The following is a 19312-nucleotide window of genomic DNA, read 5'->3' on the forward strand; positions in this document are numbered from 1 at the left end:
AAAAAGTAGTAAAATATATCCAACTTTAGATGTATTTTTGCGCTTTAAAAATTAGTCCATGGATATTCTAATTAAATATTTCCCCGAATTAACAGATGATCAATTAAACAAGTTTGAACAACTTGGAGATTTGTATAAAGATTGGAATGCTAAGATTAATGTAATTTCTAGAAAAGATATTGATTTACTATATGAGAGACATGTATTACATTCGTTAGGGATCGCGAAAGTCGAACAATTTAAGTCTGGTGCCAGTGTATTAGATGTTGGAACCGGAGGAGGATTTCCTGGAGTACCGTTAGCAATATTGTTTCCTGAGACAGAGTTCTATTTGGTAGATGTGATAGCGAAGAAAATTCGAGTAGTAAATGAAGTCGTGAAAGCGCTAGAACTAACTAATGTGAAAGCAGAGCAAAGAAGAGCAGGAACTTTTGAAGATCGTTTCGACTTTATAGTAAGCAGAGCTGTTACTAATATGCCAGATTTTGTAAAATGGGTTCGGAAGAACATAGTGAAAAAAAGTGTTCATGAACTTCAAAATGGAATATTATATTTAAAAGGAGGTGATCTTTCAGAAGAACTTTCACTTTTTCCAAAAGCAACAGAATATAACTTACAAGATTATTTCGAAGAAGATTTTTTCGAAACTAAAAAAGTAGTGCATCTACCACTAAAATATAAGCTTTAAAGGATTTGATTTAATCTTTTAGGTTAATTCTCATTTTAACAAGATATTTTTTAAAACCCGCTTTTTCGTAAGCTCGAATGGCTCTTGGATTTTGATCATAGACATCTAAGTGAAGTTCGTAGATGTTTTTCGAACGAAACCAGTCAGATAGATATTTTATTATGTTCTGACTAACTCCCATTCCTCGATAGTCTTCTTTGACAAACATAAATCCAATGTAGCCCATTACGGTTTCTTTGAAAAACACTTTTCGGTCTCTTATCTGTCCGTAACCACTACCTACGATTTCTCCATCAATCTCCGCAACGACGACTTCAGTATGATCTGCTTTGATGTATTCAGAAAGGTCATAATAATTTATTTTTTTTGAAGATATCAAAGTTGGATCCATAGGAATTTCTGTAGCTATGATTTCTTGTTCAAAGTCTAAGAGTGTAGGCAGATCTTCAATAGTTGCAGTACGTATAATCATGATTGTAAGTTTTAATAATGAGTTTAGAATTACCAATCTGGAGTCTCGGCAAGTGGCCGATAATCTTCGGTCCAATTTTTTGTCCCAACTTTTTTCAGTCCTAGTTTAGCTATCCAAAAAGGTAGCTTAGAAAGTTTTTCCCGTTTTTGGTTTCGATCTCTTGTCCAATTAATTCGAGTACTTCTATGTTCAGAAAAGCTATTGGCTAGTGTGTTCCAGTCTTTGTTTTCTAATAATTTGGACAACACCACAGCATCTTCTAGGGCTAATGCGCCGCCTTGTGCCATAAATGGAGGCATACCATGTGCAGCATCGCCAATCAAAACGACACGATCTTTTCCCATTATTGGTAAATGTGGGAGTTCTTCGAGGTCATCCCAATGTGAGGTTTCTGGATCCCAATCTTGGAGGATTGTAGAAACTGGTGAAGCAAATTTTTCAAAAGGCTTCATATATTCTTTTTTGTCGAATGTTTTAAAGCCTTTAGTTTTTCTATTTACATAACAATAAGCTTCTCTATTGTTCATGGGGATTATTAGAAATTGCCCTTTAGAACTTATATATAACGACCAAGAATTAATAGTTTCTGGTTTTTTAATAATAAAACGACATACTTGTGCAGTTACCTTTCTTAGTGGAATATCTCCTAAAATAAGTTTTCTGGTTTTAGAATATAACCCATCTGCACCAATCACTAAATCARACTTAGCAGTTGTTCCGTCAGAAAAAGTAACACTTACATCTGTAGCGTTTGACTTTAGATTATCTATAGTGAGCCCTAAAGAAATATTATTAGTATCAACAGTATTAAGAAGAATATCATGCAATATTTTTCTGTTAATACCAATGCATGGATCTTTTCGATTCCATATTTTTTCCAGGTTCAGGTTTAATATCATATTCCCATTGGTATTCATGATATGACGAGAAGAGACAATAAAACCTTTTTGTCTTGCGATATCTCCAAGGCCAATTTTATCTAAAGCTACTACACCATTAGACGGCATATATAAACCAGTTCCGGAAATTTGCCATTCTGGTTGTTTTTCAATGAGTTGTATATGATGTCCTTTATTTTGCAAGAGTTTTAGCGTAGCTAATCCGGCTATTCCTCCGCCAACAATTAAGATTTTCTTCATTTTGTGTGTTTACTCTTAATCTGTATTGGTGTAATTAGTTGTTATTTCTTATTAAAAATACTGATTATTAAATGTACAAACAATATAGGTTGTACGATAAGCGCAATAAGTAAAAATATTAATTGAGAGATGAATTGCTTTTCCATGTTTTTCCAGTTATTTTCTGAATCAAATAGGTAAGGTAGTAAAGTGAGCACAAGAAGTCCTCCAATTGTGCATACGACATGAATGTAAGTGAGTGTTGAATTTTTTATTTTGTTCAATTTGTGAATAGCAAAATAAATCAACCCAATAGCAAGAAATGAAAGAGATAGAAAGAAAAAGATATGAAACCAAGAGATTACAAAATAAGTATCATGTATGTTGATATCTAAAGTGTATTCCTGAAAACTAAAACCGTATATCAACATTAAGGAAGTTAAAATCCAAAATATGATATACGGTTTTTGTACAATGATATATTTCACCAGATATTATTCTCCTAAAAATGGATATCTATAGTCTGCTGGTGAGACAAATGTTTCTTTTATTGTTCGAGGAGATACCCAACGCAGTAAGTTTAGGTAAGATCCTGCTTTATCATTTGTTCCAGAAGCTCTTGCTCCTCCGAATGGCTGTTGTCCTACTACTRCACCTGTTGGTTTATCATTAATATAGAAGTTTCCAGCAGCATTTTCTAATGCTTTAGTCGCTTCTGCTGCAGCATATCTGTCTGTAGAGAAGATAGCACCTGTTAATGCATATTCACTTGTTTGATCAACGAGTTTTAAGGTTTCTTCCCACTGATTATCCTCATATACATAGATGGTGATAACTGGACCAAAAAGCTCGGTACACATTGTTGTGTATTTTGGATCTTCTGTTAGGATTACAGTTGGTTCAATAAAATATCCTTTAGATTTATCATATCCACCACCAGCAATGATGGTTGCATTCGTATCTTCTTTAGCTTGATCAATATATGTAGCAAGTTTATCAAAAGATCCTTCGTGGATTACGGCAGTGATAAAATTACTCATATCTTCTGGCGATCCCATTTTAAAGGATTTGATATCTGCTAGTAAGAATTTTTCAACATCACTCCATAAACTTTTTGGGATGTAAGCTCTAGAAGCTGCGCTACATTTTTGTCCTTGGAATTCAAAAGCTCCTCTAGAGATTCCAGTGGCTACTTGCTTTGCATTCGCACTTGGGTGAGCAACGATAAAATCTTTACCTCCAGTTTCTCCTACAATTCTAGGATAGGTTTTATAATTATGAATATTGGTACCGATTTTAGCCCAAATGTCTTTAAAAACATGTGTGCTTCCTGTAAAGTGGATACCAGCAAAGTCTGGACTTGCTAATACAGTGTCCGTAATCATTACAGGATCACCATATACTACATTGATCACTCCATCAGGAATTCCAGCTTCTTTAAAAATATCAACAATTACTTTGGCCGAATATATTTGGCTATCACTAGGTTTCCATACTACAGTATTTCCCATTAAAGCAGCACTAGCGGGTAAGTTTCCTGATATAGCAGTGAAATTAAAAGGAGTGATTGCATATACAAAACCTTCTAATGGTCTATACTCTAATCTGTTCCAAGCTCCAGAAGTAGAATCTGGTTGATCTTCATAGATTTGAGTCATGAATTCTACATTAAATCGTAAGAAATCTATGAACTCACAGGCAGCATCAATTTCTGCTTGAAAAATATTTTTTGATTGCGCTAACATAGTAGCAGCATTGATCTTTGCTCTGTAAGGACCAGCAATTAATTCGGCAGCTCTTAAGAATACTGCTGCACGTTGTTCCCAAGCAAGATCTGCCCATTTTTCACGAGCTTCTAGAGCAGTGTCAATTGCTTTTTGCACATGTTGTTTTTCAGCTTTGTGATATGTTCCTAAAACATGTTTATGGTCGTGTGGAGGTGACATTGTTTCTGTGTCCCCAGTTCTGATTTCTTCTCCATTTATATAAAGAGGTACATCAATGGTAGTATTGTACATTGATTTATAGGTTGCCAGAACTTCTTCTCTTTCTGGAGTTCCAGGAGCATATGACTTTACAGGCTCATTAATAGCTGTTGGAACTTGAAAAAAACCTTTTCCCATGATCTGATATATTTAGTTTGTAAGATGAGTAAGTTTACTTAAAGCGGCAAAGATAGGAAATTAAAAAGGGCAATATTGATTTTAACCTTTTATAAACATGTGTAAAGTATAGTATGTATTTTTTTCGTAAGTTGTACCAAATTTATCCGACCCAAAAGACCTATGTGTACAGTAACTTTGATCCCCACCCAAGAAAACGGTTTTATACTAACCTCTAATAGAGATGAAGCAGTGAATCGGAAAACACTGGTTCCTGAGTTTTATCAAATAAATAAAACCAGAATGCTTTTTCCAAAAGATGCGGTAGCTGGCGGTACCTGGATTGGTATTAGTGATAAAAATACCATGATATGTCTTCTTAATGGAGGTTTTAAGATTCATGAAAGACTAGTCTCTTACAGACAAAGTAGAGGAGTGGTGGTTAAAGATTTATTAGAGGCTGATGATTTAGAAAGAGCAATAGAATCATATGATTATAAAGGGATAGAACCTTTTACGATAGTTGCTGCAAATTGGAGTTCGGATTTGAAATTTTTTGAACTAGTTTGGGATGGGAAACAAAAACATTTTAAGCAGTTAGAAAAAGAAACTCATATTTGGTCATCATCAACTTTGTATACTCCAGAGATGAAAAAGACAAGAGAAAATTGGTTTGATGTATTTGAGCAAGAAAACTCATTAACTTCTAATACTCTTTTGGATTTTCATAAAAATGCTGGAGTTGGAGATAAAGATATTGACTTACAAATTGATAGGGGTTTTTTGAAAACACGAAGTATAACCCAAGTAGTAAAGGATAATGAAGAAGAGCTTACCATGCGTTATGAAGATCTTCAGAATTCTAAGGTTCATACAATAGCTTTTGGAGTCATTACTGCTTAATTAAATCGTCTTTAGTTGTTATTATTGTACATTTGAAATTAGGTATTAATATTAAAATGTGAAACCTGTGATGGATTACACGGGCAAAATAATTTCTCTCGCTTTTCCAGATACATTCGTTCAATTTTCTGCAGAGGAAACAAAGTCTACTAATGTTTTACAATTTTTTGGATTTGGGAAAAATGGTGTTATAAAAGCAGGGCATGCAGCTTTCGTTTTGATTGAAAATGAAACTGGCAACGCAGAGTATTATGATTTTGGAAGATATATAACCCCTCATGGAAAAGGAAGAGTAAGAAGTGCGATTACAGATGTAGAATTAGAGATTCCATTTAAAGCTACTTTTTGTGATGATGGGAAGCTTGCTAATCTGGATCAGTTTCTGATTTGGTTAGAAGCACATCCAGAAAAAACCCATGGTACAGGAAGATTAGTAGCCTCTGTTTGTGATTACATTAATTATGAAAAAGCAAAATCCTATGTAATCGAAATGCAAGATCGAGGAAGTATTCCATATTCCACCTTTAGAAAAGAAGGAAGTAATTGTTCCCGGATCGTGACTGATACCATTTTGAATAGTACTGATAAGTCCCAAATTAGAACACCTTTACTTAGAAATAAACTATTTACTCCTAGTCCACTTGGTAATGTAGAAAAGGGATCGATGAAAAATCAAATATATCAAGTAGAAAATGGTGTTTTGATAAAATATCCTAACTCGGTTTTTAAAGAAAATCTCACAAATTATTTTGATAAAAGAATCTCTAATGTAGGGTATAAAGAAGAAAATATTGAATTGCCAGATTTCTTGAAAAAAGCAGATTTTCTTTCTGGAATAGGTAGTAGTGCATATTTTACTATAAAGGAATCATCTGAAACTTCTTTATTTGAAATAAGCAGATACACTGAACATGGGGAAGAAGATTTTAGAGGGGTTTTTAAGGCAAATTCTGTGTTTACATTATCTAAAACCTATAAGTTTATTTATGATTCCAATTGTAGATATTGTCATTTAGAACAGGAAGAGAAGAAAATAAGATTTGATTTGGTAAAAAGACTTAGTTTAGAGCAAAAGGAGCACTAAGTTTAAAACTTGGAATAATTACTTTGAACTTTCTGGTAGATGTGAAGTTTATCATATTGTAATGTCCTTTCATAGCTCCAAAAGGAGAACTGAGTAAGCATCCACTATTGTAAGTATGAGATTCACCAGGTTTTAAAACAGGTTTCTTGCCAATAACACCTTCACCTTCTACAATTTCAGTGTTACTTAACGCATCTTTGATTTTCCAAAATCTGGAGGTAAGTTGAACCGAATCTTTACTTTGGTTTTCTATAGTAATACGATATCCAAAGGCAAAATGTATTTTATAGTTCTTAAAGAACGTGCCTTCAAATGTAGTATCCACTGAAATTTTTATCCCTCTTGTTACTTGTTCAACCATGTTAAAAAATAAATATAGATCCAAAGATTGCAATGAAAGAACCTATACTTGCTAAGATAAAAAATAATATGTTCACTAACAGAAATTTAACAATAGTTTTGACTCTTTTCTGTTGGTAAAAGTTCCGCATCGCCTTATATAGATAAAAAAGAAAAACAAACATCGCAATGCTAGATGCAATTTCAGAATTTGTAATTTGATCAATGAGTATGGCAATTCCCATAAGAATAAAGAACATAGTTTGGGTATGAAACGTAAATACCAAATGTTCCATGTAGTTAAATGGACGCCTTATATAGATAAGCCAGATGGTTAAAGCGAAAAAAGGAAGAAAGAAAAAAATGATAAATGGTAATTTGTTAAAAACAAATTTCAAGAGTTCCATTGGATTTTCATTAAGATCTCCTGTTCTAATACTTCTTCGGTATAAGTATTTTGTGTAGGCGTTATTATTGTGATGTAGACTATCTAGTGCCAGGCTAGCCGATAATTGCCCTGTTTTTTTGTAATGGGATTTATAAGTTTTCCAACGACTATTAGAAGCTTTGAAGATACTCATAGTGTCTAGTTGAGATTCACTAAAATAAACAACTGTATCTTCCTCTTTAACCTGAGTTATGGTGTCTGTGGTTACATTTTTTTTAGTAGAAGAATTTCCTGATAAATTAATTTTAAGAGTTTCGTTGTTGTCATTATTTTCTTGTGTTATAATACTGTCAAAATCTATAAATAGACCGCTGATGATGAAAAATATTATGGAAACACTTAAGTAAAATCTAAAAGGATTGGCATATTTGATACGTTTCCCTTCTACATATTCTTTAGTTACAATTCCAGGTTGAAATAATAAACCAACAATAGTAAGTCGTAGTCGAGAATCATATGAAAAAATGCTAGCAAAAAACTCATTAAAAAAATCTTTAAAAGAAAGTTTTTTGGTAGTATTGATTTGACCGCAATTATGACAATATCGATCAATAACATCCAAAGGAACTCCGCAATTTAAACATTCATTTCCTCTGTATTTTTTAAGAAATCTCCCCTTTTCTTTCATGGTTAGCAGATGGTTTGCATAGTTAGACTAAAGTAGTAGTATTTCGTTACAAAATAAAACAATTTCAAAATGTCTTTGTCTTAGATTTTTACGGTGTATGCGTACCGATATAAAACGAAAACGATGGATTATAAATGTAGGAAGTGATAATTATAACGTTTTAGCTGTTTTTAGAGTGTGTTTTTAGGCAATTTTATCGGCTTTTTATCGAAAAAAATATTTTAACCTTTATCGATTTAGATAGGTTTAGTGTTTTGATTTTCAGATTTTTATTATGGTTTGCTGTAGTGTGTTAAATAGGGTTTCGTTCATGTAAAGGGTATTTTTGAGTAGTTAAATTACGGTTTAACTACAGTGCTTTTGTTAACAACTTAATAAACCTATATATGAATAAAAACAACCACAATGCTTGGATAGCATTTTTGCTATTCGTCTTTTTGAAAATTACAACAATTAGTGCACAGTATAATGCTGATGCTCCTTGGATGTCAGAACTGCTTCAAAAATCAAAGTCTGAGTCAGAAAAAACGATAAAGTTTGATGAATTGGTTAATGCTTTTAATATTTATTGGGAGGATAAAGATTTTAATGTAAAAGGTAGTGGGCATAAACCTTTTATGAGATGGCAGGAGTTCTATAAAAATTCTGTATTACCAGATGGTACTTTGCCAACACCTGATTTTTTATGGAATATTTGGAAAGACAAACAAAGCAGAAAAGCTGCTAATCAAAAAGTGACATCCAATTGGCTGCCAATTGGACCYTTTGATCATGATCCTACAAACTCTTGGTCACCTGGACAAGGTCGAATAAATGTTGGAATAATTGATCCCAATCAGTCAAATGTAATGTATGTTGGAGCTCCGGCAGGAGGTATTTGGAAATCAATTGATAATGGACAAAACTGGGAGCCATTATCAGATTACTTACCCCAAATAGGAGTTTCTGGTATCGCAATAGATTATAATAATTCTAATGTTATTTATATCTCTACAGGTGATGACGATGCTAATGATTCTTTTGGAATTGGGGTGTTAAAGTCAATTGATGGAGGTCATACTTGGAATAAAACAGGTCTTGAGGTGTCTGATCAATATGAAAGAGGAAATGATATTTATATAGATCCTAATAATTCTAATAAGTTATGGGTTGCTACCAGTAGAGGTGTATATAAAACTGAGGATGCAGGAGCAACTTGGGTGAAAACATTGAGTGGTAATATAAGGGACATCAAAATAAAACCAGGAGATGTTAATACAATTTATGCGGTAACTTCTAATGCTTTTTATAAATCTACAGATGGTGGAAATAGCTTTTTTGTTGTCCAAAATGGTTTGCCTACGAGTTCTTCACGACTCGTTATTGATGTTACTCCTGCTGATCCTAATTATGTGTATGTATTGAGTGCAGCCATTGGAAATTCCTTTCAGGGTTTATATAAATCAACCAACTCAGGAGCTAGCTTTTATAAAACTCAAGAAAGTGAAAATATTTTAGAGAGCACGCAAGCTTGGTATGATTTGGCTCTAGCTGTTTCTGATCAAGATCCTGAAATGGTATTTGTTGGATGTTTAAATATATGGAAATCCACAGATGGAGGTGATGATTTTGAAAGAATCAATAGATGGAATTTCCCTACTCAACCTTCATATACTCATGCAGATATTCATTTTCTTCGTTTTTATAATGGTAGACTTTTATGTGGAAGTGATGGAGGGATTTATGAGTCGACTAATAATGGAACATCATTTACTGATTTGACAAAAGGTCTTCAAATCGGTCAGTTTTATAAGATATCAGTAGCAGAGAATAGCTCTTCTGATCACTTAGTTGGTGGTTTACAAGATAATGGAGGATATGCTTTGGATGGTTCTCAATGGAATGTATATCATGGGGCTGATGGTATGGATTGTGCAGTTCAAGGGAATGATCCAAATACGTATTATGGATTCATACAATACGGAAGTAGTTTGTATAAAACAGAAAATAGAGGTAAATCTCGTAGGTATGCTGGTGGTGGACCTGAAAGAGGGAATTGGGTGACACCTTTAGTATCTGATCGTAATGGAAATATTTATGCAGGATTTAAAAGTTTCTATAAGTTAGAAAATGTTTCGTTTAAAAAACAGACAGATTTTGATTTTGGAGGAAGTAATATAGATCATATAGAGCTGGATCCTTCTGATGTGAATATTATTTATGCTGCTGATTTTAGGGATTTATATAGAAGTGAAGATCGCGGTGTAAATTGGGTTAAAGTATATTCATTTCCTTCTTCAATTACTTCTATTGAAGTTCATAATGATAATAATCAGATCGTGTATGTATCTACTTCAGGATCAATTACAGGAAAGGTTTTTAGGTCAGATAATCAAGGGGATAGCTTTGAAGATATTTCTGGAGATCTTCCACAGGATGGTAAATTTGTGGTAAAGCATCATAAAGGAACAGAATCAATTTATTTAGGAACATATTTGGGGGTTTATCTCAAAAATGGAAATGAACCATGGCAAGATTATTCATCTAATCTTCCTAATGTGGCTGTTAGGGATCTAGAGGTGAACCTGAAAGATAATGTGTTGTTAGCTGCTACTTATGGAAGAGGTGTATGGAAAGTACCGCTGCATGTGGAAATTCCATCTGATGAAATAGCTCCATCCAAACCGTCAGAAGTTGTTGCTTCAGAAATTGATCAGACTTCGCTTAGTTTACATTGGAATGCTTCTACGGATAATATTGGAGTCACTAGTTATGAAATATATCAAGGAGATGAGTTTGTGAAATCCGTAAGAGATGTTACTGCTAAAATTACTGGATTGTCGGCAAATACTAGTTATGAGTTTAAGATATTGGCTCTTGATAGAAAAGGAAATCAATCTGTTTTTAGTGATGTTGTTTCTGTGACCACAGAAATGGTTTCAGAGATTGTGGTGAATTTCTACAAACCATGGGATTGGACGGATCAAGTTCAAGTGTACTTTTTTAGTGCTTCTTTAAATACAACCCTTATGGGAACCAATGAGTGGCCAGGTCAATCCATGAGTTTGTACCCCACAACAAACTGGTATTCTTACACCTTGCAATTGCCAGAAGGGATTAGTGAAAATGATGTGAGAATGGTTTTTAATGCGGGTGCTAATCAAACAGATGATCTGGCTAGAGCTACAAGTGGTTGGTATTATGATGGAAATTGGAGTGGCGAATGTCCAATAGATTGTGACGGTTTAAATTTGACAACAATAGATATTTATTTTAACACTCCTACGTATAGTTGGAACGGTCCTTCTAATATTTATGTGTTCGATAGAAATAGAAATATAACTTTAGAAAATACAGCTGCTTGGCCCGGTCAAACCATGACAACTATATCCGGTACTCCTTGGAAAAAATGGTCGTTTGTAGTGCCTAATGGAGTGTCTCCAGATGATATTGGAATTGTTTTTAATGATGGGAACGGAATGCAGACTGTAGATTTGGCAAGAAATAGAACTGGGTGGTTTACCGCTGGATATATCGATAATGGAAAATTTGTTGGTTTTTGGAGTGACTCATGTCCTTCTTCCTGTGATCAATTACCATCTTTAGAGGAACAAGAAATTTCAAATCCAGGAATGGAAAGCTCGTTAAGTGATATAGTAGAAGCGACCATAGTTCCAAATCCAGTTAGTGAGGAATCTTTTTTAAGACTAAAAGTGCCTAATAGTGGAGTACTAGAAGTTACAGCAATAAATATTCTTGGACAGAAAAAGACAGTGTTCAAAGATGCAGTAATATCTGGTAACAAGGAGATTCAGTTGTATCGGTCGGATTTGAGGAATAAAGGGATTTACTTTTATGAGATAAAGCTTAATGACCACATGCTGGATAATATTAAAGTGATTATTCAATAAGTGCTGATTAGAAATTCTTTAAAAAGGGTAAAGTAAATAGCTTTGCCCTTTTTAATTGGTGATATTTCTTGAATTTCCTACTCCTTTCCCAATAGCTCTGTCATAACGAGCGCCTGGAGCACGATAATATGGGATAACTACATATTCATTTTCAGTTTCATCAAAATTTCCACTTATAAATCCTGGGTCTATAGTTCCATCAGGTCTAACTAATACATATTTGTAGTTATTAAAACCCTGTTTGAAGAGTTTTTTGGCTGTATAAATACCATTTTCTTGATCATAGGTTAATCGGGTGGAATCATCAGTAACATAGTTATTGAAATTTCCATATAAATGTATTTCTCCACCATCTAATGGTTCGTAACATTCTAAAGAGAAGTGCATCCATACGTAATCTGCTTCTGTATTACTGTTTTCTGCTCTTAGATTTCTAACCACAAAATTACCATTGATATCAGGATAATAGGTGTAGATTCTATTTCCACGTACCACATCTGTGTAAAGATAGTTATGGTAAATTTTTTGAAGATCTATTCCTCTTATGTTTGCGGTTGGAGATCTTACTTCTTTATTGTCAAAGAAAAGAAACTCGTTACCTGCCCAAAAACTTGATTCTGTGTCATATTTATAGACGAGACTATTAGCAATTGTAAATTGTGGAATAAGATTAGTTATTGCGTTTTTTAAATCATTATTCTGAATAACTAATGTCTTTACATTACGCTTAGGGTTTTTTAAAATTTCACTTGGAGAGCTTATTTCGAATTGAACAGATTGTCTAGTGTCTATATATTTTAAATCTCTGGATCGTTTTGTATATACTTTGATATTAGTGAGATTTTCATAAACTATAAACTTTCTGGAAAAAACAATTTCATCATCGTCATCATAAATCTCAAGCATATAGTTACCACTTACCTTTAAACCTCTTGTATCTTCATTAGGGATTCTTAGTGTATAATGGCTATACATTTGTAAGGTGTTGAACGAGTTCTCATAGTTTACAATTCTAATATCATCAAACCCATTTAGATACTCATTCTTGTATAATGATGAAGGGGTCCAGTCAAAATTATAATAGGTGATTTTGTAATAATAATCCACTTCATCTCCATTGATGTCATCAAATCTAATAGTTAGAGGGTCGCCAAGTTTTAAAATGGGGGTTCCGGAAAATTCTTCACTTCCAAAAAGTTGTATGGTTTTTATATAATCTGGAGGGGCAACCTCTTCTGTAATTTCTTGAGCTATATTTGATTGTGTAAAACTAAAAAGTCCTAAAATCAAAAAGAATTGTTTAAGTTTTTGTGACATTAATTGTATTGTTGATGATGTAAAGATAAACAAAATGTGTGCCTAAAGATATGTAGGCAATTTTTGTAAATGAAACTTCTTATTTAGAAACATTATAAATAAAATCTTATAACATTCCCTGCTTTCACTTACGTGTTTTAATTAGTAAATTTGCACGATTTTTTTAGTTAATTAACATAGACTACTAATATGTCAAAAGACATTCGTATCAGAAAGGGCTTAGACATCAAGCTGGTTGGTGAAGCAGAGAAGGTAACTTCGGAAGCTACCAAGAGCAATGTTTACGCAATTAAGCCTGACGATTTCCACGGTATTGTACCCAAAGTTATTGCCAAACAAGGTACAGAAGTAAAAGCCGGCGAACCCCTTTTCCACTCAAAAACTAATGAAAATATGCTTTTTCCTTCTCCAGTAAGTGGTGAAGTTGTGGAAATTGTTCGCGGAGCTAAACGAAAAATACTAACATTCAAGATTTTAGCGGATAAAGAACAGCAATTTGCTGATTTTGGTGCAAAAGATGTGAAGTCAATGAGTGGTGATGAGATAAAAACTCACTTATTAGCTTCGGGTTGTTGGCCTTTTATAAAGCAACGTCCTTATGATGTTATCGCTAATCCAGATGTTGCCCCAAAAGCAATATTTATTTCTGCATATTCTACTGCACCTTTAGCGGCGGATTTAGAATATGTATTAGCAGGTAAAGAAAATGAATTACAAACAGCAATAACTGCTTTAAGTAAGTTGACAGAGGGATCTGTTCATGTTTCTATAGGTAAAAATGAGAACTCTCCTTTTACTGGATTAGATAACATTACTTCACATAATGTAAGTGGTCCTCACCCTGCTGGAAATGTTGGAGTGCAAATTGCAAAAGTGGACCCTATTAATAAAGGAGAAGTTGTTTGGGTTGTAAATCCTCATGACTTAGTTATTATAGGTGAGTTGCTATTAACAGGGAAATTTAATTCTGAACGTATTATAGCACTTGCTGGATCTTCTGTAAAAACTCCTAAGTATTTTAAAACAAGAATAGGGGCAGAAGTTTCTTCAGTGATATATGATTCTGGAGTAAAAGATAATAATATAAGAGTTATCAGTGGTAACGTGCTTACTGGTGATAATGTGAAACCTGATGGTCATTTAGGTTTTTATCATGATATGATCACGGTAATTCCTGAAGGAAATGATTACGAGTTTTTCGGGTGGAATAAACCAATCTTTAATAAAATATCTCCTTCTAGAGCATTAACTTTTTCATGGTTATTCCCTAATAAAAAGTATGATTTGAATACCAATACAAACGGAGAGCATAGAGCTTTTGTTGTAACAGGTAATTATGAAAGTGTTTTTCCAATGGATATTTATCCTTTGCAAATTCTAAAGGCTTGCGCGGTAAACGATTTGGATGCTATGGAGCAGTTAGGAATGTATGAAGTAGCTCCTGAAGATTTTGCGTTGACTGAGTTCATATGTGTGTCTAAACAACCACATCAGCAAATCATCAGAGAAGGATTGGATTTAATGTTAAAAGAAATAGGATAAAGTCATGAGTTTAAAAAGTAAATTACATAACTTAAAACTTAAGTATAAAGGTACAAAGATGGCGCCTGCATTCAATGCAATCCATACTTTTTTGTATTTGCCAGACGAGACTACACATTCTGGAGCTCATGTGAGAGCAGCAGATGATCTAAAGCGTACGATGAATACGGTGATTATGTCACTAGTTCCATGTTTGATATTTGGGATGTTCAATGCAGGATATCAGCATCATTTAGCGCTTGGAGAGATTGAAGCTGCTTCTAATGGATTCTTTAGTTCAACATTTTGGACATTAGATAACTTAACCATTGGATTGTGGAAAATATTACCACTTGTTATTATTTCTTATGGAGTTGGATTAGCAGTAGAATTTTTATTTGCTGTAATCAAAGGTCATGAAGTAGAAGAAGGGTATTTAGTAACTGGAATGTTAGTGCCACTCATCGTGCCAGTTGATACTCCATTATGGATGTTAGCAGTAGCAGTAATCTTTGGAGTGGTTATCGGTAAAGAAGTATTTGGTGGAACAGGAATGAATATTTTGAATCCTGCTTTAACGATAAGAGCATTTTTATTCTTTGCATATCCTACTTGGATGTCAGGAGATAAAGTGTGGGTTCATGGTGCTGTAGAGAGGGCTAACGAAATTGCTGGTGGAGCACAATTAGATGCAATATCAGGTGAAACTATTCTAGGAGGATTAGCACAAGGAAAGAATATTATAGGATCTGGTGATGCTACTTATTCTGTAATGGATGCTTTTTATGGATTTATTCCAGGATCTGTGGGAGAAACATCTGCTTTGTTAATATTATTAGGAGCAGCTTTCTTAATCTTTACGAAGATTGGAAGTTGGAGAATCATGTTAAGTGCTGTTATCGGGACATTAGTAATGGGATTAATATTCAACGGAGTTACCAATGCTGGTTGGATTTCAGAATCCAGTAAGTTCTATGCATTAATGAATTTAGAATTCTGGAAACATCTAATTGTTGGTGGAATTGCATTTGGTATTGTATTTATGGCTACAGATCCAGTAACAGCTTCACAAACAAATAAAGGAAAGTGGATTTATGGATTTTTAATCGGTTTTATTTCCATATTGATTAGAGTATTTAATCCAGCATATCCAGAAGGAGTATTCTTAGCAATTCTATTGATGAACGTATTTGCTCCAACTATTGATCACTATGTAGTTCAAGGAAATGTGAAGAAGAGAATGAAACGTCTAAAATTAAAAACAGCTTAAAGATGGCGATTAATACAGATAAAAATTCATATACGATCATCTTTGCAATTGCAATGGTGGTTGTAGTAGGCGCCTTGTTAGCAGGAATATCTTCAGTTTTAAAACCTAATATTACAGCTAATAAAATAACTGAGAAACAGCAAAATATTTTATTTGCAATGGGAGTAACGGATACTGAAGATCCTAACGAGTTTGTTCCCGCGGAAAAGGCTGAAGAGCTTTTTAAGAAATATGTAGGTGATGAGAAGTATATCATTATAGGTGATGTTGCTGAGAAAACAGAAGACGCTTTTGATATCGAAGTGAAGAAAGAAAATGATAAACTAAAGCAAGATTCTAATTATAAGCGTAAGATGCCTTTATTTATTGGTAAAAAAGACGGTGAAGAATTCTACATTGTTCCAATGAGAGGAAATGGGCTTTGGGATGCTATCTGGGGATATGTTTCTTTAGATAAAGAATTCAAAACCGTGAAAGGCGCTTTTTTTGATCATAAAGGAGAAACTCCTGGTTTAGGAGCAAATATTAAAGAAGCTTACTTTAGAGATGACTTTATCGGAGAAAGCATACTGGATGCTGCTGGTAACTATAAAGGAATTACAGTTAAAAAAGGTAATGGAGATCCTAAGAATGTAAGAAAAGATGATAATGCTGTAGATGCTATGGCTGGAGCTACGATTACTGGAGATGGTGTAACAGCAATGGTAAAGAAAGGAATCAAAATGTATCAACCTTATTTCGAAACTTTAAAAAAATAACAAATGGCTGAAGTAACAGAAGAAAAAGTTGAAGTTAAAGCAAAAGAGCCAAAAGAGCCATTGTTTTCGAAGAAGAATAAAAAACTATTAACAGATCCACTTGCCGATAATAACCCTATTACCATTCAAGTACTAGGTATTTGTTCTGCATTAGCGATCACTGCTCAGCTAAAGCCATCGATTGTAATGGCAATTTCGGTAGTATTCGTTTTAGGAATTGGTAATGTAGTAATCTCATTGATGAGAAACATCATTCCTTCTAAAATTAGAATTATCGTTCAGTTAGTAGTAGTAGCAACCTTAGTAATTGTGGTGGATCAGGTGTTAAAAGCATTTGCATATACACTTAGTAAAGAACTTTCGGTGTTTATTGGATTAATTATTACCAACTGTATCATTATGGGACGTTTTGAGGCATTCGCTTTAGGTAATGGTCCTTGGAAATCTTTTCTAGATGGTATTGGTAATGCAGCTGGATATGGAGTACTACTGATTATTGTAGCTTTCTTTAGAGAGTTATTAGGATCTGGGACTTTATTCGGAGCTAAAGTATTAGGAGATCCAATAGAAAAAACCGGAGTGTATGCATATGGATATGAAAATAATGGTTTTATGGTATTAGCTCCAATGGCATTGATTACTGTTGGAATTATTATTTGGATCCAAAGAAGTAGAAATAAAGCATTAATTGAAGATCATTAAAATAAAGAAACATGGAATATTTAGAGTTATTTTTAAAATCGATCTTTATAGATAATATGGTATTCGCATTCTTCTTAGGAATGTGTTCATACCTTGCGGTTTCTAAAAAAGTATCTACAGCTGTAGGTCTAGGAGCGGCTGTTATATTTGTTTTGGCAATTACAGTTCCTTTAAACTTTTTATTGGATAAGTATATCCTAAGAGAAGGAGCTTTGGTTTGGTTGGGTCCTGAATATGCAGATTACGACCTAAGTTTCTTAACATTTATTTTATTCATTGCTACCATTGCAACGATGGTACAATTAGTAGAAATAATTGTAGAGAAGTTTTCTCCATCCTTATACAATTCTTTAGGTATATTTTTACCACTTATCGCGGTAAACTGTGCGATTCTTGGAGGATCATTATTTATGCAACAAAAAGAATTCGCAACAATTACACATGCAGGAGTATATGGAATTGGATCTGGAATAGGATGGTTTTTAGCAATCTTAGCTATTGCTGCTATTAGAGAAAAGATCAGATATTCAAATGTACCTGCTCCATTACGTGGACTAGGAATTACCTTTATCCTTACAGGTTTAATGGCGATTGGTTTTATGAGTTTTGGTGGAATGCTTACAGGAGGAGATGAAGAAGAGGCCAAAAAGAAGGAAACTGTACAAGTTAAAGAAGAGACTGCTAAAGAAGTAGCAGAAAATACTAACGTTTCAATACTTAAATAATATGATATTTTTAGCATCTACAATTGGAACAATTGTTATCACCATCGTTTCGTTTTTGGTGTTAACTTTGGTTTTGGTAGGGATTTTATTGTTTGCAAAAGACAAATTATTACCATCAGGACCTGTAAAGATTACAATCAATGGAGAAAAGGAGATCGAAGTTGCTTCAGGAGGGACTTTGTTGTCTACTTTAGGTAATGAAAAAATATTTTTACCATCTGCATGTGGAGGTGGTGGAACCTGTATTCAGTGTGAGTGCCACGTATTAGAAGGTGGTGGAGAAGCATTGCCAACTGAAACTCCGCATTTTTCACGTAAAGAACTACAGCATGGTGCTCGTTTGGCTTGCCAGGTAAAAGTTAAACAAGATATGAATATCGAAATACCAGAAGAGGTATTTGGTATTAAGAAATGGGAAGCTGAAGTTGTCCGTAATTACAACGTAGCTTCTTTTATTAAAGAATTCGTAGTTCGTATTCCAGAAGATATGGGATATAAAGCTGGTGGATATATTCAAATTGAAATCCCACCTTGTGAGATCAAATATGCTGATATTGATATTACTGCACATCCAGAAGAACATGATACTCCAGATAAGTTTCAAGCAGAATGGGATAAATTCGGTTTATGGCCATTGGTGATGAAAAACGGAGAAACTGTGGAGCGTGCTTATTCAATGGCTTCTTACCCAGCAGAGGGAAGAGATATTATGTTGAATGTACGTATAGCAACTCCGCCATGGGATAGAAGTAAGAATGCTTGGATGGATGTAAATCCAGGTGTAGCGTCTTCTTATATTTTTGCACAAAAACCAGGAGATAAAGTGACTATTTCTGGTCCTTACGGAGAATTCTTTATCAACGAGTCTGAAGCAGAAATGCTTTATGTAGGTGGTGGAGCAGGAATGGCGCCAATGCGTTCTCACTTATATCACCTTTTCAAAACCTTAGAAACTGGTCGTAGAGTAACATATTGGTATGGTGGTCGTTCTAAAAGAGAATTATTCTACTTGGATCATTTCCAACAGTTAGAAGATAAATTTCCAAACTTTAAGTTCTACTTGGCATTATCAGAGCCTTTAGAAGAAGATAACTGGAAGGTGAAGAAGGATATTAATGATACAGATGGAGATGGATTCGTTGGATTTATCCATAACTGTGTAATAGATAATTATCTAAATCATCATGAAGCTCCAGAAGATATAGAATTATATTTCTGTGGACCTCCATTAATGAACAAAGCAGTTCAAAAAATGGGAGAAGATTTTGGTATTCCAGATGAGAATATCAGATTTGATGACTTTGGAGGATAAAAATTCAATATCTTTTCGAAATAGATTAAAAAAAC

Annotated in this window: 16 protein-coding genes; 10 read left to right on the forward strand and 6 right to left on the reverse strand. The window is 33.9% G+C overall.

All coding sequences use genetic code 11. The annotated features are described in order from the left end of the window. Positions 1-58: 58 nt before the first annotated feature. A complete protein-coding gene (gene rsmG / locus GBO31_RS01970; protein ID WP_219006626.1) occupies positions 59-688 on the forward strand; it encodes a 16S rRNA (guanine(527)-N(7))-methyltransferase RsmG in 630 nt (209 codons plus the stop codon). 10 nt (positions 689-698) lie between these two features. Here the strand turns inward: rsmG and GBO31_RS01975 are convergent, their stop codons facing one another. The 3 genes from GBO31_RS01975 to pruA all read right to left on the reverse strand — a co-directional run bounded on the left by GBO31_RS01975 (position 699) and on the right by pruA (position 4401). Then, entirely contained in the window at positions 699-1160 is a 462-nt protein-coding gene (locus GBO31_RS01975; RefSeq protein ID WP_219006627.1) for a GNAT family N-acetyltransferase, read from the reverse strand. A 29-nt stretch (positions 1161-1189) separates the two neighbouring features. Beyond that, positions 1190-2299: an FAD-dependent monooxygenase gene (locus GBO31_RS01980; RefSeq protein ID WP_219006628.1), complete on the reverse strand. Its 1110-nt coding sequence runs from the start codon at positions 2297-2299 to the stop codon at positions 1190-1192. Positions 2300-2772: 473 nt separating this feature from the next. Beyond that, entirely contained in the window at positions 2773-4401 is a 1629-nt protein-coding gene (gene pruA / locus GBO31_RS01985; RefSeq protein WP_219006629.1) for an L-glutamate gamma-semialdehyde dehydrogenase, read from the reverse strand. A gap of 162 nt (positions 4402-4563) precedes the next feature. Here pruA and GBO31_RS01990 point away from each other — a divergent pair, with 162 nt between their 5' ends. Further along, positions 4564-5283, forward strand: coding sequence for an NRDE family protein (locus GBO31_RS01990; RefSeq protein ID WP_219006630.1), 720 nt, complete (start codon positions 4564-4566; stop codon positions 5281-5283). 70 nt (positions 5284-5353) lie between these two features. Further along, the gene (locus GBO31_RS01995) at positions 5354-6367 is read left to right on the forward strand and encodes a DUF6695 family protein (RefSeq protein WP_219006671.1); all 1014 of its coding nucleotides are present in this window, start codon (positions 5354-5356) and stop codon (positions 6365-6367) included. Here the strand turns inward: GBO31_RS01995 and apaG are convergent. Together apaG and GBO31_RS02005 are read right to left on the reverse strand one after the other, a co-directional pair. Next, positions 6342-6728 carry a Co2+/Mg2+ efflux protein ApaG gene (gene apaG, locus GBO31_RS02000; RefSeq protein ID WP_219006631.1) on the reverse strand — a complete coding sequence of 129 codons (387 nt, stop codon included), beginning with the start codon at positions 6726-6728 and terminating at the stop codon, positions 6342-6344. The genes GBO31_RS01995 and apaG overlap by 26 nt on opposite strands. 1 nt (position 6729) lies before the next feature. Then, entirely contained in the window at positions 6730-7782 is a 1053-nt protein-coding gene (locus GBO31_RS02005) for a DUF3667 domain-containing protein (RefSeq protein ID WP_219006632.1), read from the reverse strand. Between the two features lie 386 nt (positions 7783-8168). Between GBO31_RS02005 and GBO31_RS02010 the strand changes: the two genes are divergently transcribed. Further along, on the forward strand, positions 8169-11672 hold the full coding sequence (locus GBO31_RS02010) for a starch-binding protein (RefSeq protein WP_219006633.1): 3504 nt from the start codon (positions 8169-8171) through the stop codon (positions 11670-11672). A gap of 51 nt (positions 11673-11723) precedes the next feature. Here GBO31_RS02010 and GBO31_RS02015 read toward each other — a convergent pair whose 3' ends face one another. Next, on the reverse strand, positions 11724-12989 hold the full coding sequence (locus GBO31_RS02015) for a DUF5103 domain-containing protein (RefSeq protein WP_219006634.1): 1266 nt from the start codon (positions 12987-12989) through the stop codon (positions 11724-11726). A gap of 189 nt (positions 12990-13178) precedes the next feature. Between GBO31_RS02015 and GBO31_RS02020 the strand changes: the two genes are divergently transcribed. The 6 genes from GBO31_RS02020 to nqrF are packed head-to-tail and all read left to right on the forward strand — an operon-like array spanning position 13179 to position 19277. After that, positions 13179-14531, forward strand: a complete 1353-nt coding sequence (locus tag GBO31_RS02020) for a Na(+)-translocating NADH-quinone reductase subunit A (protein WP_219006635.1) — start codon at positions 13179-13181, stop codon at positions 14529-14531. Between the two features lie 4 nt (positions 14532-14535). Then, entirely contained in the window at positions 14536-15780 is a 1245-nt protein-coding gene (locus GBO31_RS02025) for an NADH:ubiquinone reductase (Na(+)-transporting) subunit B (RefSeq protein WP_219006636.1), read from the forward strand. Between the two features lie 2 nt (positions 15781-15782). Next, positions 15783-16538 carry a Na(+)-translocating NADH-quinone reductase subunit C gene (locus GBO31_RS02030; protein WP_219006637.1) on the forward strand — a complete coding sequence of 252 codons (756 nt, stop codon included), beginning with the start codon at positions 15783-15785 and terminating at the stop codon, positions 16536-16538. 3 nt (positions 16539-16541) lie between these two features. Beyond that, on the forward strand, positions 16542-17240 hold the full coding sequence (locus GBO31_RS02035) for an NADH:ubiquinone reductase (Na(+)-transporting) subunit D (RefSeq protein WP_219006638.1): 699 nt from the start codon (positions 16542-16544) through the stop codon (positions 17238-17240). Positions 17241-17251: 11 nt separating this feature from the next. Beyond that, positions 17252-17965: an NADH:ubiquinone reductase (Na(+)-transporting) subunit E gene (gene nqrE / locus GBO31_RS02040; protein ID WP_219006639.1), complete on the forward strand. Its 714-nt coding sequence runs from the start codon at positions 17252-17254 to the stop codon at positions 17963-17965. Between the two features lies 1 nt (position 17966). After that, positions 17967-19277, forward strand: a complete 1311-nt coding sequence (gene nqrF / locus GBO31_RS02045; protein WP_219006640.1) for an NADH:ubiquinone reductase (Na(+)-transporting) subunit F — start codon at positions 17967-17969, stop codon at positions 19275-19277. Positions 19278-19312: the final 35 nt, after the last annotated feature.

It is taken from the genome of Aquimarina litoralis (assembly GCF_019295435.1).
Taxonomy (GTDB): Bacteria; Bacteroidota; Bacteroidia; order Flavobacteriales; family Flavobacteriaceae; genus Aquimarina; species Aquimarina litoralis_A.

Excerpts from the sequence above, each read along its gene's own strand:
- rsmG (WP_219006626.1), top strand. The coding sequence starts at position 59 with ATGGATATTCTAATTAAATATTTCCCCGAATTAACAGATGATCAATTA.
- GBO31_RS01975 (WP_219006627.1), bottom strand. The coding sequence starts at position 1,160 with ATGATTATACGTACTGCAACTATTGAAGATCTGCCTACACTCTTAGAC.
- GBO31_RS01990 (WP_219006630.1), top strand. The coding sequence starts at position 4,564 with ATGTGTACAGTAACTTTGATCCCCACCCAAGAAAACGGTTTTATACTA.
- GBO31_RS01995 (WP_219006671.1), top strand. The coding sequence starts at position 5,354 with ATGGATTACACGGGCAAAATAATTTCTCTCGCTTTTCCAGATACATTC.
- apaG (WP_219006631.1), bottom strand. The coding sequence starts at position 6,728 with ATGGTTGAACAAGTAACAAGAGGGATAAAAATTTCAGTGGATACTACA.
- GBO31_RS02005 (WP_219006632.1), bottom strand. The coding sequence starts at position 7,782 with ATGAAAGAAAAGGGGAGATTTCTTAAAAAATACAGAGGAAATGAATGT.
- GBO31_RS02015 (WP_219006634.1), bottom strand. The coding sequence starts at position 12,989 with ATGTCACAAAAACTTAAACAATTCTTTTTGATTTTAGGACTTTTTAGT.
- GBO31_RS02020 (WP_219006635.1), top strand. The coding sequence starts at position 13,179 with ATGTCAAAAGACATTCGTATCAGAAAGGGCTTAGACATCAAGCTGGTT.
- GBO31_RS02025 (WP_219006636.1), top strand. The coding sequence starts at position 14,536 with ATGAGTTTAAAAAGTAAATTACATAACTTAAAACTTAAGTATAAAGGT.
- GBO31_RS02030 (WP_219006637.1), top strand. The coding sequence starts at position 15,783 with ATGGCGATTAATACAGATAAAAATTCATATACGATCATCTTTGCAATT.
- GBO31_RS02035 (WP_219006638.1), top strand. The coding sequence starts at position 16,542 with ATGGCTGAAGTAACAGAAGAAAAAGTTGAAGTTAAAGCAAAAGAGCCA.
- nqrE (WP_219006639.1), top strand. The coding sequence starts at position 17,252 with ATGGAATATTTAGAGTTATTTTTAAAATCGATCTTTATAGATAATATG.
- nqrF (WP_219006640.1), top strand. The coding sequence starts at position 17,967 with ATGATATTTTTAGCATCTACAATTGGAACAATTGTTATCACCATCGTT.